This is a genomic window from Williamsia serinedens, from assembly GCF_024171725.1.
GTDB lineage: Bacteria > Actinomycetota > Actinomycetes > Mycobacteriales > Mycobacteriaceae > Williamsia_A > Williamsia_A serinedens.
The window spans coordinates 665,930-680,364 of sequence record NZ_JAMTCG010000002.1 but is presented as its reverse complement, the minus strand read 5'-3'; the positions used below and the strand labels follow the sequence as shown (position 1 = coordinate 680,364).

Annotated in this window: 13 protein-coding genes; 5 read left to right on the top strand and 8 right to left on the bottom strand. The window is 71.0% G+C overall.

From position 1 onward, the window contains the following. The first annotated feature begins 6 nt into the window (after positions 1-6). Together LX12_RS06800 and LX12_RS06795 are read left to right on the top strand one after the other, a co-directional pair. Positions 7-1,242 carry an EAL domain-containing protein gene (locus tag LX12_RS06800; RefSeq protein WP_253653754.1) on the top strand — a complete coding sequence of 412 codons (1,236 nt, stop codon included), beginning with the start codon at positions 7-9 and terminating at the stop codon, positions 1,240-1,242. 44 nt (positions 1,243-1,286) lie between these two features. Continuing rightward, positions 1,287-1,817: a MarR family winged helix-turn-helix transcriptional regulator gene (locus LX12_RS06795; RefSeq protein ID WP_253653753.1), complete on the top strand. Its 531-nt coding sequence runs from the start codon at positions 1,287-1,289 to the stop codon at positions 1,815-1,817. Here the strand turns inward: LX12_RS06795 and LX12_RS06790 are convergent. Further along, positions 1,808-2,554 carry an SDR family NAD(P)-dependent oxidoreductase gene (locus tag LX12_RS06790; protein ID WP_253653752.1) on the bottom strand — a complete coding sequence of 249 codons (747 nt, stop codon included), beginning with the start codon at positions 2,552-2,554 and terminating at the stop codon, positions 1,808-1,810. The genes LX12_RS06795 and LX12_RS06790 overlap by 10 nt on opposite strands. A gap of 124 nt (positions 2,555-2,678) precedes the next feature. Then, positions 2,679-3,323 carry a trimeric intracellular cation channel family protein gene (locus tag LX12_RS06785; protein ID WP_253653751.1) on the bottom strand — a complete coding sequence of 215 codons (645 nt, stop codon included), beginning with the start codon at positions 3,321-3,323 and terminating at the stop codon, positions 2,679-2,681. Positions 3,324-3,347: 24 nt separating this feature from the next. On the opposite strand from LX12_RS06785, the gene LX12_RS06780 reads away from it, so the two are divergent. Next, entirely contained in the window at positions 3,348-4,133 is a 786-nt protein-coding gene (locus LX12_RS06780) for an alpha/beta fold hydrolase (RefSeq protein ID WP_253653750.1), read from the top strand. A 6-nt stretch (positions 4,134-4,139) separates the two neighbouring features. Here the strand turns inward: LX12_RS06780 and LX12_RS06775 are convergent, their stop codons facing one another. The 4 genes from LX12_RS06775 to LX12_RS06760 form a co-directional block, all read right to left on the bottom strand. Continuing rightward, positions 4,140-5,648 carry a flavin-containing monooxygenase gene (locus tag LX12_RS06775; protein ID WP_253653749.1) on the bottom strand — a complete coding sequence of 503 codons (1,509 nt, stop codon included), beginning with the start codon at positions 5,646-5,648 and terminating at the stop codon, positions 4,140-4,142. Positions 5,649-5,699: 51 nt separating this feature from the next. After that, positions 5,700-8,528 carry a DUF2232 domain-containing protein gene (locus tag LX12_RS06770; protein WP_253653748.1) on the bottom strand — a complete coding sequence of 943 codons (2,829 nt, stop codon included), beginning with the start codon at positions 8,526-8,528 and terminating at the stop codon, positions 5,700-5,702. Between the two features lie 121 nt (positions 8,529-8,649). Next, on the bottom strand, positions 8,650-9,432 hold the full coding sequence (locus tag LX12_RS06765; RefSeq protein WP_253653747.1) for a crotonase/enoyl-CoA hydratase family protein: 783 nt from the start codon (positions 9,430-9,432) through the stop codon (positions 8,650-8,652). A 23-nt stretch (positions 9,433-9,455) separates the two neighbouring features. Then, positions 9,456-10,013 carry a dihydrofolate reductase family protein gene (locus LX12_RS06760; RefSeq protein ID WP_253653746.1) on the bottom strand — a complete coding sequence of 186 codons (558 nt, stop codon included), beginning with the start codon at positions 10,011-10,013 and terminating at the stop codon, positions 9,456-9,458. A gap of 17 nt (positions 10,014-10,030) precedes the next feature. On the opposite strand from LX12_RS06760, the gene LX12_RS06755 reads away from it, so the two are divergent. Both LX12_RS06755 and LX12_RS06750 read left to right on the top strand, forming a co-directional pair. Further along, on the top strand, positions 10,031-11,083 hold the full coding sequence (locus tag LX12_RS06755; RefSeq protein WP_253653745.1) for a crotonase/enoyl-CoA hydratase family protein: 1,053 nt from the start codon (positions 10,031-10,033) through the stop codon (positions 11,081-11,083). Positions 11,084-11,281: 198 nt separating this feature from the next. Continuing rightward, positions 11,282-12,469: an RtcB family protein gene (locus LX12_RS06750; protein ID WP_253653744.1), complete on the top strand. Its 1,188-nt coding sequence runs from the start codon at positions 11,282-11,284 to the stop codon at positions 12,467-12,469. 87 nt (positions 12,470-12,556) lie between these two features. Here LX12_RS06750 and ku read toward each other — a convergent pair whose 3' ends face one another. Beyond that, complete coding sequence (gene ku, locus LX12_RS06745; protein ID WP_253653743.1) at positions 12,557-13,549, bottom strand: non-homologous end joining protein Ku; 993 nt, start codon at positions 13,547-13,549, stop codon at positions 12,557-12,559. 39 nt (positions 13,550-13,588) lie between these two features. Then, entirely contained in the window at positions 13,589-14,428 is an 840-nt protein-coding gene (locus LX12_RS06740; RefSeq protein ID WP_253653742.1) for a LysR family transcriptional regulator, read from the bottom strand. Positions 14,429-14,435: the final 7 nt, after the last annotated feature.

The window sequence follows — 14,435 nt, the reverse complement described above, 5'->3', positions numbered from 1 at the left end:
CACACAATGCGTACGCCGCGATCGGGGATGTCGGCCATCCTCGGCGACCCGTCCTGCGTGGTGCCCGTTTTTCAACCCGTCGTCGAGCCCGCCACCGGACGCACCGCCGGGTACGAGGCACTCGCCCGCTGGCCCGGGCTGCCGGACATCTCACCGCTGGAGGCGTTCGACGCGGCGCGGCGCGGCGGGTCCGCCGCGACCATGGACTGGTGGTGTCGTCGACGAGCCGTCGAGGGGGTCCACCGCCGCGGACCGGGCACTGCCCGCCACGTCTTCGTCAACGTCGAGCCGGACTGCCTGGCAGCGCCGCCGCCGTGGGGCCCGACACCGGTGCTGACCGATCCCGCCGGCACCGAGACCGGTGTGCGCGTGGTCCTCGAGCTGACCGAGCGCACCCTGCTCCAGGACCCGCCCGCGGTGATCGCCGGGGTCGAGTGGGCGCGCGCGCTCGGGTTCGGCATCGCCCTCGACGACGTCGGCGCACTGCCGGAGTGCCTGGCCCTGCTCGACGTGATCGCGCCGGACGTCGTCAAGCTGGACCGCAGCCTGACCCAGATGTCGGCACACGGGCTCGAGGCGGCGCGAGCGATCAACGCGGCCGGCGACCTCGCCCGTCGTCGCGGGTCGGTCATCCTCGCCGAGGGCGTCGAGACCGACGAGCACGAGGACTGTGCGCTGTCGATGGGCGCGACCCTCGCGCAGGGGTATCGGTACGGACGTCCCGGACCTCTTCCGGAGCGCGCCGCCGAGGCGTCGCCCATCCGCATCGTCGACAGCCGTCGGGGTCGCATCCGCTCGCTGCCCGACATCCTCGACGACGCACCCACCGCGGTCGGTGACGCTCGCGAGGCCGTCGACGCCTGCGCCCTGGTGGAGTCCCTGGCGGCGTCGGAGCACCGGGCGGGATGCGTCGTCGCGACGATGCACGGCGCCCGCCACCTGTCCGCGGAGATCGCCGGGCGCTACCGGGGACTCTCGGGCCGCCACGCCTTCGTCGGCATCAGCGCCCCGGGGCTGGGTCCGTCACCCCGTCCCGGTGTCCGCGGCCCCCGGTCGCCCGAACTTCCCGATCCCGGCGCGTTCGCGGTGGCGTCGATCGGCGCCGACCACGCGGTGGCCGTGCTCGCCGCACCGCTGGTCGCCTCCGACCCCCGGGGATCCGTGCGCTGGTGCATCACCACCGACCGCGACGTCGTCGCCGACATCGCCCGCGCCGTCATCGGGACCCTCGCCCCGCGCTGATCGGTCGCCACGGCGCCGATCGTGCCGGGACTAGCATCCGATGGATGACGTCCACGGCGACCGGAGACAGCGTGTCGGGTACGCCTGACCGGCGCCCCGGCGACGGCTTGACCCCTGCGCAGCAACAGACGTGGCTGGCGTACATGCGCGTCCACCACCGCCTCGAGTACGAGATGAACCACCAGTTGCTGTGTGACAGCGGCCTGTCCATGGGCGACTACACGGTCCTGACGGCGCTGTCGCAACGGCCGGGCGGCCGGGCACGGCTGGGCGTCCTCGCCTCGACGATCGGGTGGGAACGGAGCCGGCTGTCGCGGCACCTCAAGCGGATGGGGGGTCGCGACCTCGTCGCGCTCACGGCGTGTGCGTCCGATGGTCGTGCCACCGACGTGGTCCTGACCGAGAACGGACGCAGCGAACTGGACGCGGCCGCGCCGGACCACGCGGCCTGGGTCCGGTCGGCGTTCTTCCCCGACCTCGACGCCGACCGGACGCGGCAGCTCCGTGAGGCTCTCGAGATCGTGCACGAGAGCCTCCTGCGGACCGGGACGCTGCCCCGCCCCGATCAGACCTGAACCGACCCGCCGTCGACGAACACCTCGCTGCCGGTCATGAAGCTGCTGCCGTCGGAGGCGAGGAACGCCACCGCCGCGGCGACCTCCTCGGGCTTGCCCACTCGCTTCAGCGGCAGCGCCGACCCGAGATCGTCGAGGAACGCCCTCTGCTGCCCGTCGGGCACGAGGCCGGTGAGCCCCGGCGTCTCGGTCGGCCCGGGGATGACCGTGTTGACGCGGATCTTCCGGTCGGCGAGCTCCGCCGCCCACGTGCGTCCGAGGGATCGCACCGCAGCCTTCGACGCGGCATAGGCCCCGAACGCCGGCACGCCCTCCGAGGCGGAGGTGGATCCGGCGAGGACGACGGACGCGCCCTCGTTGAGGAGTGGGAGGACGGTCTGGACGGTGAACACCGTGCCGCCGACGTTGCGGTTCAGGGTCTCGGCGAGGTGCTCGCGGGTCTCGTCCTCGAGCGCGGCGAACTCACCGCCGCCGGCGTTGGTGAAGACGACGTCGAGTCCGCGACCGCGCGACCGGATCGCCTCGGCGAGACGCTCGAGGTCGGCCGGGTCGGTGACGTCGCCGACGACGCCCGTCGCCGCGTCGCCGATCGTGGCGACCGCGTCGTCCACCGCGTGCGCACGCCGACCGGTGATGAACACGTGCGCTCCCTCCGCGGCCAGTCGCTGCGCGGTCGCGAGACCGATGCCCGAGGTCCCGCCGGTGACCAGAGCCGTCTTGTCGTCGAGCTGATGCATGGTGACCCTCCTGGGTGTCTCGTGCGTCGGCATCTCCGGCGCCCCCGGGACAACTAGGTGACATGTCACCTTATTCCGGACCGGTGAATCCGTAGCGTTTCTTCCCGCTGAGCGGGAGACATCGCTAGGGATCGACGTCGCCGCGGTCGCGACCGATCGGCCCGGGCGCGTTCACACCGAAGTGGACACCCAGCATGCGGATCACGAGACACAGTGCGGCACCGACGATCGCGGCGGGCAGGGCCGCGACACCGAGTTGCGTGCCCCCGACGACGACGAGCGCGCCGATCAGCGCCGGGATGGCGTACAGACCACTGGTGAGGACCGTCGGGATCTGGCGGATGAGCACGTCGCGCAGGGTGCCGCCACCGACCGCCGTGATGACGCCGAGGATCACCGCCTGGACCACCCCCACCTCGAACCCCACACCCTTCAACGCGCCGCTGACCGCGAACAGGCTGAGGCCGGCGGCGTCGAGGACGAGGATCGGCGTCGCGAGCCTGTCGGCGACACGTCCCGAGACGAAGGCGACGAGGGCACCGGCCGCCGCGACGACCAGGTAGCGCCAGTCGGCGAACGTCGCCGGTGGCAGCGCGTCGAGGATGGTGTCGCGGATGAACCCGCCACCCAGCGCCGTCAGCATCCCCAGCGTCACCACCCCGACGATGTCGAGGCGTGCCACCCGCATCGCCGTCCACGCACCGTTGAGGGCGAACGCGAAGGTGCCGGCGAGGTCGAGGACGAGGAACGTCGTCGAGGTGGTGTTCACGCCGATGTGTCTACCCTGCTCGGCATGGATCGCGTCTCGAGCCCCGACGGTGTCTCCATCGCCTATCGCGAGGTCGGCGACGGCACGCCCGTCGTGCTGCTGCACCCCAGCGGGCTGTCGCAGGCGGTGTGGCGCGCGTACGGATTCGTCGCCGGCCTGCGCGACGAGCACCGGTTGGTCATGCCCGACTTCCGCGGGCACGGGCACAGCGACAGGCCCCACGACCCGGCCGCCTACGGGATGCGCCGCCTGGTCGACGACATCATCGCGGTCCTCGACGTCCTCGGACTCGACCGCGTCGCCCTCGTCGGTTACTCCCTGGGCTCACGCGCAGCGCTCACCCTCGCGGCGACGCATCCCGACCGCCTCGACCGACTGGTGCTGGGCGGCACCAGTTCTCGGCCTCTGCGTGGCGCGTTCGACGAGCTGTTCTTCCCGGGATGCGTCGCCGTCCTCCGCGAGGAGGGGACCGCCGCGTTCCTCGACGGATGGCAGCGGCAGCGCGGCACGTCACTCGACGCGGGGAGCAGGGCCGCGTTCGAGGCCAACGACCCGCAGGCGCTCGCCGCGTACATGACCAGCGTCGACGCGGAGCCGGGTGTGCCCGACACCGATCTGGCCGGGATCGCCGCTCCCACACTGGCATTCGTCGGTTCCGACGACGGCGGTCGCCTGGAGGACACCCGTCACGTCGCGGCCACGATCCCCGACTGCCGGTTGCTGGTGGTCGACGGCACCGACCACGCCACGACCCTCGCCGCGACGGCGACGGTGCTCCCGGCCGTCCGGGAACTCCTCGCCGCCCGGTAGTCCGGCTCAGACGTCGGCGGTCTGGCGCACGCGTCCGAAGGTCATCGCGTCGGTCACCTTGCCTCGCTTCTCGTCGATCGTGTCGAGCACGACGTTCGCGCGGACACGCCACGGCTGCTCGGGCGCCGAGCGCGGCAGGGAGTCGGCGTCACGGGCGATGTAGCCGGACTTCAGGTCGACCATCGGCTCGTCGGGCAGTGGCGCGTCCCCGCGGTCGGGGTAGGCGTGGGTGTAGCCGTTGGCGCCCATGTAGGCGATGAGCTCGGCGACCGCCTTCGAGGTGAGGTCGGCCCGGAGGGTCCACGACGCGTTGGTGTAGCCGAACGTCCACGCGAAGTTGGGGACACCGTCGAGCATGCGACCCCGGTAGAGGACGTGCTCGTTCGGCTTCATCTCCTCGCCGTCGATCGTGAGACGGATCCCGCCGAACACCAGCAGTTTCAGTCCCGTCGCGGTGACGACGATGTCGGCGTCGAGGTGGTCACCGGACGACAGCCGGACACCGGTCGCGTCGAACGAGGCGATCGTGTCGGTGACGATGTCCGCCTTCCCCTTCTTGATGGCCCGGTAGAGGTCACCGTCGGGGATGACGCAGAGGCGCTGGTCCCACGGGTTGTAGGTCGGGTTGAAGTGCGTGTCGACGTCGTAGTCCTTCGGCAGGACACGCTTGGCCAGGCCGCGCAGACGGGCGCGCGCGGAGTCGGGGTACTTCCGGCAGTACAGGTAGAACGCCAGGGCGATCCCGGCGTTCTTGAACCGCACGATGCGGTGCGCGAGGCCGGCGGGCAGCCGCTTCCGGAGCGCGTGCGCGACGCGGTCCTTCGACGGCAGGATCGTGATGTACGTCGGCGACCGCTGCAGCATGGTCACCTTCGCGGCGTCCCGCGACATCGACGGGATGAGCGTGATGGCCGTTGCGCCGCTGCCGATCACGACGACCTTCTTGCCGGTGTAGTCGAGGTCCTCGGGCCACTTCTGCGGGTGCACCACGGTCCCCGTGAAGTTCTCGAGCCCGGGGAACTCGGGGGTGTAGCCGCCGCTGTAGTCGTAGTAGCCGGTGCACAGGAACAGGAAGCGACACCGCACCGTCTGCGTCTGTCCGCCGACCTCGGTCACGACGGTCCACTCGTCGGTCGTGGTGTCGAAGTCGGCCGAGCGCACGGACACACCGAAGCGGATCTTGTCGGTGATGCCGTAGTCGTCGGCGGCGTCCGCGATGTACTGACGGATGTCGGCACCGTCGGCGATGCTCTTCTCCCCCTCCCACGGACGGAACGGGTAGCTGAGCGTGTAGATGTCGCTGTCGGAACGGATCCCGGGGTAGCGGAACAGGTCCCACGTCCCACCGATGCGGTCGCGCTGCTCGAGCAGGGCGTACCGGATGCCGGGGTTGCGCTCGGCGAGGCGGTACGCGGCGTCGATGCCGGAGAGTCCCGCACCCACGATCACGACGTCGAGGAACTCCGACGAACGGTCACCGGCACCACCGGTCGAACGGTCCTGCACCTGGGTCATGGCAATCCTCTCTGGTCTGCCGACCACGGTACCCACGTTATTGACGGGTCGTCAATAAGAACTTCCGACGAGCGTCGCGCAGCCGATGGTGAGGGCGAGGATCCCCACGATGACCAGCACGTCCACCGGTCCCGGTCGACGATCGCGTCGTGCGACCGGGCCGATCCCACCCCGGTTGTCGAGCGACGTCGCGACCTCGCGGGCGTTCTGCACCGCGAGGCTGCACACGATCGGGAGGCACGCACTCCACTGGACCGCGCGCTGCGTGAACGACTGCGGTCCCGGCGTACGGCGCTGGGAGATGGTCTGCAACAGCGCACGGAAGTCGGTGAGCAGGAACGGCAACAACCGCAGGGCGACGGTGACGCCGACGGCGACCGGCTGCACCGGTATGCGCACACGCGCGAACCACCCGACGAGGCGCTGCAGGAACGCCGGCACCTCGACCATCGGGGTGGTCCAACAGAACAGCAGCGACAGGTAGAGCGAGACCACGGTGATGCTGATCAGGATCCCGAACGTGCTCGCACCGCCCAGACCCAGGCGGACGTCGGCGACGGTCACGTAGGGCGCCCCGCCGCCGAACGCGGTGAGCGAGCCGCCCAGCAGTGTCACCACCGGCACCCACCACGGGAGCCTCGGGAGGGTGCGCAGGGAGATCCGGCCGGCGACGGTCCAGACCACCGCCAGCAGTGCCGCCGCCCCCACCGTCGTCCACGACGGGTTCCACCCGAGCATCAGCGCCGTGGCGACGATCGCGAGCACCTTGGTGCCCACCCACAGGCGTTTGGCCGGCGACGGCTGCGGCAGCACCCGTCCCACGACCCCGACGAGCGATGCGCGAGACGCTCTGCCGCGCACCGGCTCGTCGACGTCGGTCAGAGGTGACACCTCGACGACGCGGTCGGCGATCGCCGTCAACTCGGTCTCGTCGTGGGTGACGACGACCAGCGTGGTGCCCGAGGCACGGACCCGAGCGAGCGCCGCGACCATGGCGTGCCGGGATGCGGTGTCGAGGCCGGCGAGAGGCTCGTCGAGGACGAGCACCCGGGGGCGGGCGGCGAGCAGCCCGGCGAGCGCGACGCGCCGCTGTTGGCCGACGCTGAGGTGGTCGATGCGGGACTCGGCGACCTGGGCGGGGTCGAGTCCCAGCTCGCGCAGGGCCTGCCAGACCAGGCGGCCGTTGGCGTGGTCGACCCCGGCGGCGTCGCAGATGTCGTCGCGGACGCGTGACCGCACCAGCGACAGCCGCGCGAACTGGTGGCCGTAGAGCGCACAGGTCCGGTCGTTGCGGACGGGTTCGCCGTCGACGAGAACGGTTCCCTCGACGGGCTTCTCGATCCCGGCGAGCAGTCGCGCGAGCGTGGTCTTGCCGGCGCCGTTGGCGCCCGTCACCAGGACCGTCTGTCCCGGTGCGATCGACATCGACACGTCGCGCAGCACCGGCCGTTGCCACGGTGTGCCGCTGTCGTGCGCGAAGCGCAGACCCTCGACGCGCACGGCCCCGCCGCGCAGCCATCGGCCACCGCCGTCGGGCACGGGGACAGCCGGCTCCCAGGTGCCACCCGGGACGACGACCGTGGCGTCCGTACCGGCCACCTCGGCGGGCTCGTGGGTCACGTGCACCACGGCGGTCCCGGCGTCGGCGAGGCCGCGGTAGAGGCGCATCAGCCCGTCACGGCCGGCGGCGTCGATCATCGCGGTGCTCTCGTCGCTGACGAGCAGCGCGGGGTCGCGGACCAGCGCCGACGCGACCGCCAACCGTTGGAGCTGACCACCGGACAGCCGCGACGTCTCCGCGTCGAGTTCCAGGTCGAGCCCGACGCGACGGAGCACCGCCTCCGACCGCTCCGGCGTCATGTCGGACACACCCCAGGCCAGATCGTCGCCGACGGCGAGTCCGAGCACGCTGGTCTCGGGCCGCTGACCGATCATCGCCGTGCCGCCGGGCATCCCCAGCCCGACGGCGCCCGGCCGCCACACGTCGCCGGCGGTGGGGACGCGGCCCGAGATGACCCGCGCCAGGGTCGACTTGCCGGCCCCGTTGTGCCCGACCACCGCCACCAGCGACCCGGGCAGCACGTCGACGTCGACACCGGCGATCGCCGGCACCACCGTCTCGGGGTGGACCACGGTGATGCCGCGTCCGTGCAGCGGGACCGGTGCGACCACCGCGGTCTCGGTGGCCGGTGCGTCGTCGCCCGCGACCGGACCCAGACGTCGTGCGATGGACCGCGCCGGACGCCACACGAACACCGCGGTGAGCAACACACCGAGCGTCGACCCGATCAGACCGACCACGGCGATCGTCACGGGCCAGACCTCGAGCGCGCGTCGCACGGCCGCGTCGAACTCCTCCACCTGGGCGATGCCGGCGTTCGCGAACAGTCGCGCGGTGCCGCCGAGGCCGTTGCGGATGTTGTCGAAGACGAATTCGCGGTAGCTGGAGAAGACGGCCAGCAGTCCGGTGGTCAGTGCGGCCGACGGGATGCCGACGACCACCAGGGCGCGCACGACCACCGACGGCGGCGACCACTCGCGGCGGATGGCGATGCCGGAGAAGCACCCGGCGATCGCCGCGGCGCCGACCATGTTCGCGGCGGTGTACCCGCCGAACAGCAGTCCGACGATCCACCCGACGACGGTGGCGAGCACGCACACCGAGAGACGACGGCGGATCCCGAGCACGGCGAACGGGATGGACGCCACGAGCATCGCGGCCCCGGCGATCGGGAGGATGCGGCTCAGGACGCAGATGGCCGCGGCGACGTCGGCCAGGACAGCGGCCTCGGCCACCTCGGAGGCGGAGATGCGCCGGCGCCCGGGCCGGGTTCGCGAGCCGGTGGCGTTGTCGGCGTCATGCAGGGTCGGGTGGCCCATGATCACCCTTTCTCCGCGCGCCTGACGATGTCCGAATCCAGGGTGCCAGAGCGGACGAGTCCGCTCGCCCGAGCGACGGCGGAGTGGAGCCGGGCCGGGGCGGAGGCGGTGGATCCGCGCGTCAGTCCGCGTCGGCGGCGGCCCCGTGCCGGCCGGCGCCGGCGGCGAAGCGCGCCGCACCCTCAGCGGTGCCGTTGACCAGCGACGTCGCCCCGTGTCGGGTCTCGTTCAGCAGGGCCTGCTGCAGCGACAGACCGTGCTGCTCGCGGGCGGACAGACGGTCCTGTCGCAGGCATGTCTGAGGAAACGCTGCGAGTTCTCGCGCGAGGCCCTGCGCGGCCTGCACCGCCGAACCCGACGGCACGACGCGATTGGCCAGTCCCATGGCCAGAGCCTCGTCGGCCGGGACGGCGCGACCGGTCAGGATGAGGTCCATCGCCCGGCTCTCCCCGATCAGCCGGGGCAGGCGGACGGTCCCGCCGTCGATGAGCGGGACACCCCAGCGTCGGCAGAACACACCGAAGACCGCGTCGGCGGCGGCGACGCGGAGATCGGCCCAGACGGCGAGTTCGAGTCCACCGGCGACGGCGTAGCCCTCGATCGCGGCGATCACCGGCTTCGACAGCTCCATCCGCGACACGCCCATCGGGGCGTCGCCGTCGGGGGCGAGGCGGTTGATGCGGTCCGGGTCGCCGGCGATCGCCCCCAGATCCGCGCCGGAGCAGAACGTCGACCCGGCTCCGGCGAGGACCGCGACCGCCGCGGCGTCGTCGGCGTCGAACGCGCGGAAGGCCGCGGCGAGCGCTTCCGCCGTCGGGCGGTCGACGGCGTTGCGGACGTCGGGGCGGTCGATGGTGACGGTCGTGACGGGACCGTCGCGATGGACGCGGACCAGCTCGCTCATGCAGGCAGGCTATGCCCGCCTCCTCACCGCTGGACCGTGTAGCGCAGGTACGTCCAGCCCGAGGCGCGGAAGACCCGCGACTCGGCGAGCGACAGGTCCCAGCGGTGGCCGGCCGGATAGAAGGGTGTGCCGCCGCCGAGCACCGTCGGCAGCAGGTACGGGTCCACCTGGTCGACGAGGTCCGCGACGGACGCTGCCAGTCGGGGGCCGCCGATGCTGAGGGTTCCCGTGGTCTCGGCCTTCAGACGCATGATCTCGTCGCGGGCGTCGGCGCTGCGGACGAGCCGGCAACCGTTAGGCACCGACTCCAGGGAGTCGGAGAAGACGATCCGTGGCGTCGCGCGGTAGATCTCGGCGAACTCCGCCTCGACCGGGTCTGCGCCGTCGCGCTCCGGCGACGTCCAGAAGTCCTCCATCACGTCGTACAGGCGACGCCCGAACAGGAAGGCCGCGGTGTCCCGCGCCTGCACGTTGGACGCCTTGTGCATCTCCTCGTCGGGGACACCGAAGCCGATGCTCCCCGACTCGTCTTCGATGTAGCCGTCGAGGGAGATGTGCATGCCGTAGGTCAGGATCCCCATGTGGTTAGTGTCAGCCCATGAGCGACGAGGCGGACATCACCACACCGACCGACGGCGGAGATCGTCCCGCCGGCTGGCGCGACGACTGGACCGCCGCGCCGCCGGTGTCGACCGCCCGCGACCGCACACCGCCGGACACGCTGGAGTTCCCGACGTTGACCTACGAGGTCACCGACCGCGTCGCGCGGATCACCTTCAACCGGCCGCGGCACGGCAACGCCATCACCGCAGACACGCCGCGCGACATCGCGTCGGCCGTCGAGCACGCCGACCTCGATCCGCGTGTCCACGTCATCCTGCTGTCCGGGCGCGGCAAGGGATTCTGCGGCGGCTACGACCTCGGCATGTTCGCCGAACGGTGGCAGGACCCGGGCGCCGACGAGACCGGCAAGGCCACCCATGAGGTGAGCGTCGACGGCACCGTCCTCGACCCGCGGGTCCAGGCGACCAACCACGACCCGCGCGGGCAGTGGGACCCGATGGTCGACTACGCGATGATGAGTCGCAACGGACGCGGCTTCGCGAGTCTTCTGCACGCCGACAAGCCCGTCGTGGCGAAGCTGCACGGGTTCTGCATCGCCGGCGGCACCGACATCGCGCTGCACTGCGACCAGATCATCACCGCCGACGACGTCCGCATCGGCTATCCGCCCGTGCGGGTGTGGGGTGTGCCGTCGACGGGGCTGTGGGCGCACCGCATCGGCGACCAACGCGCCAAGCGCATGCTGTTCACCGGCGACAGCATCGACGGGAAGACCGCGGTCGAGTGGGGTCTCGCCGTCGAGTCCGCCCCGGCCGACGAGCTCGACGCCGTCGTCGAGGACTACGTCGCCAGGATCGCGCGGATGCCGATCAATCAGCTGATGATGGTCAAGCTCGCACTCAACAGCGCGTTGCTGTCCCAGGGTGTCGCGACCTCGGCCATGGTCAGCACGGTGTTCGACGGCGTCTCCCGCCACACCCGTGAGGGATACGCGTTCCAGACCCGCTCGGCGACAGCTGGTTTCAAGCAGGCTGTCCGCGAACGCGACGAGCCCTTCGGCGACTGGCGGGGTGCGCCGAAGCAGTAGGCGCTCCGGCTACAGGCTTTCCGCTCCACATACAGGCTTCCCGCTCCGGCTAGGGGTTCCCGCTCCACATGTTCGAGGACGCTCCGGATACATCCGGAGCGTCCTCGAACATGTGGAGCGTTTGCGGAGTGGCGGAAATACGTTGCGCCGCAACCGCTCGATGCGAACACTGGGTCGGCACATCGAGAGGAGAATCCCGTGCCCACCCGTATCGGCAACCACAAGTTGCTCAGCTTCGCATCCGACCTCGACGACAAGACCGTCGAGCAGGCGATCGAGGCTGCCCGGCTGCCGTTCGTCCACCCGCACATCGCGTTGATGCCCGACGCGCACTACGGCCGGGGGTCGTCGGTGGGCACCGTGCTCCCCACGGTCGACGCGGTGATCCCCGCCGCTGTCGGTGTCGACATCGGCTGCGGGATGATCGCAGTCCGGACGACCCTCGACGCCGAGTCGATCCGTGGACTCGACCTCGCGGCCCTTCGGCGATCCATCAAGTCGGCGATCCCTCTGTCCCCCGGCAACTACAACCGCGGGACCGACCGATTCGCCTTCACCGCCGCGCGGATCACTGCGCTGGAGGAGTTGGCCGAGCGGGACGCGGTCGACCTCACCCACTCGAAGAAGTGGCGGGAGCAGCTCGGATCGCTCGGGGGCGGGAACCACTTCATCGAGCTCTGCGTCGACGAGGCGGACCGCGTGTGGATGTTCCTGCACTCCGGGTCACGAGGTGTCGGACATCGCATCGCGTCGCGGTACATCACCCTCGCCCAGAAGCTCTGCCGTCGGTGGCACGTTCGTCTGCCGAATGCCGATCTCGCCTATCTCCCCGCGGGGACCGACGAGCTCGACGCGTACCTCCGGGACCTCGCGTGGGCGCAGCGGTTCGCGGCCGAGAACCGGGCGGAGATGATGGACCGGTTCCGCCAGGCGCTCGCGCACTGGTCCGACACCGCCGACCCGGCCGCGCTCGAGGTCGAGCGCATCAACACGCACCACAACTACACCGCGCGAGAGACCCACGGTGGTCGCGAGGTGTGGTTGACGCGCAAGGGCGCGATCGACGCGAGGATCGGCGTCCGTGGGCTCATACCGGGGTCGATGGGTACGCGGTCGTACGTGGTCACCGGGAAGGGGAACGCGGCGTCGTTGTGCTCGGCACCCCACGGTGCCGGGCGACGGTTCTCACGGGCCGAGGCGAAGCGACGGTTCACCGAGGACGACCTCGCGGCGGCGATGGTCGGCATCGAGTACCGCCACGGTGCGGACTGGATCGACGAGATCCCGATGGCCTACAAGGACATCGACATCGTCATGCGTGACGCCGACGACCTCGTCACCGTCGATCATGTCCTCCGACAGATCCTCAACGTCAAGGGGACCTGACCGGGCAGCGCATCCCGTCCCCGGGTCACCCGACCCGGGGACGGGAGCGGGGCGCGGCGCCCGTCGACGACCAGGACTCGCACAGGCTCACCCGGCCTTCTTCGCCGGGGCCTTCTTCGCGGGGGTCTTCTTGGCCGTCGTCGTCTTCTTGGCGGTCGTCTTCTTCACCGCACCCGACGCGGTCTTCTTCGCCGCGGTCTTCTTCGCGGCCGTCGACGAGGTCTTCTTCGCCGGACTCTTCTTCGCGGCCGACTTCGTCGCCCCGGAGGAGGATCCCCCGTCGCTCGACGAGCCCGACTCGCCGCGGCTCTTCACCGAAGCACGCAGGGCCGCGAGCAGATCGGCGACCTCGGAGTCGTCGTCGGCCCCGTCGTCCGACTCGTCGGCGGCCGGGAACGCCTCGCTCCCCTGGGCTTTCGCCTCGATGAGCTTGGCGAGCTCCTTCTGGTAGGTGTCCTCGTACTCGTCCGGGTCGAAATCGGTGGCCATGCTGTCGATGAGGGACGCCGCCATCGACAGCTCCTGGGGGCGCAACTCGGGTTCGTCGTCGAGCGAGGCGAACTCGGGCTTGCGGACCTCGTCCGGCCACAGCAACGTCTGCAGCGTCATCACGTTGTCGACGACCCGCAACGCGGCGAGACGTGTCCGGTTGCGCAGCGTGAAGGTGGCGATCGCGAGACGCTCGGTGTCGGCGAGAGCCTGGCGCAGCAGCACATAGGCTTTGGTCGACTTCGACGCCGGCTCGAGGTAGTAGGGCTTGTCGAAGTAGATCGGGTCGACCTGCTCCTCCGGCACGAAGCCGGTGATCGAGATCTCCGGGCTCCGCTGCACCGGCAGCTCGGCGAGGTCGGACTTCGTGAGGATCACCGTCTCCCCCGAGTCGGACTCGTAGGCGTTGGCGATGTCGGCGAACTCGACCTCCTGGTCGGTCCCCTCGCGCACCTTGCGGTAGCGGATGCGGGTCCCGTCCTTCGAGTCGACCTGGTGCGACGTGCGGTCGTGCGACTCGGTCGCCGAGTAGACCTTGACCGGCACGTTCACCAGGCCGAAGCTCAGGTCGCCTTTCCAGATCGAGCGCATCTGCTCATTGTGCCCACCAGGGGTCCCCGCCGCAGCCCCCTACGCGCCGCGACGTGCCACGGGTTCACCCAACCGTGACCGCAGTGATGCGACCACCGCAGCCCTGGTCGCGGCCTCGACCCGCTCGCCGAACGTCACGTACAAGGGCACATCCGGGATGGAGGGCAGATGGCGCACGCGTCGCAGGCCGTCGGGCAGTGGCCCGATCCGCGGCAGGGGCGTCATCCCCGTACCCGCCCGGGCTGTCGCGAGAACCGTGCTCAGGTCGGCACATTCGCGGACCACGTGGTGATCACGACCAGCCAACGACGCGACCGCCTGATGGCGGACCGCGCACGGCACCCCGAAGAGGACCAGTGCCGTCGACGCGGCACCGTCGGCGCTGAGCCATTCCAGGGCGAGGTCCGCGACGTGGACGCTGCCCTGCGCCGGGCGGGTCAGCATCAGCGCGACGTCGGCGCGGTCGTCGTCGGCGAGTTGTCGGACGCGCTCGCTGCGGGTCAGGCGCACCCGGACGTCGACCGTCGGATGCAACCCGTCGAGGGTCGCGACGACGGCCGGGACGAGGAACTCCGCCGCGTGCTCCGTGGCGGCGACGAGCAGTTCCCCGTCGCCGGGCGGTGCGAGCGCCCGGACAGCGGCGTCGTGCACCTCGAGCAGGGTGCGCGCGCGCTCGACCAGTTCCTCCCCGTCGCTGGTCAGCCCGACACCCCTGCCCTGGGCCATCAGCAGCCGACAACCGAGCTCGGTCTCCAGTTTGTGGATGTGGCCGCTGACGGCGGCCGGTGACAGGTGCAACGCCTCCGCCGCCGGACGCACACCGGACACGGCGGCCACGGTCACGAGGCTGCGCAGCCGGGAGATGTCGAGCGCGGTCACCGGTCCA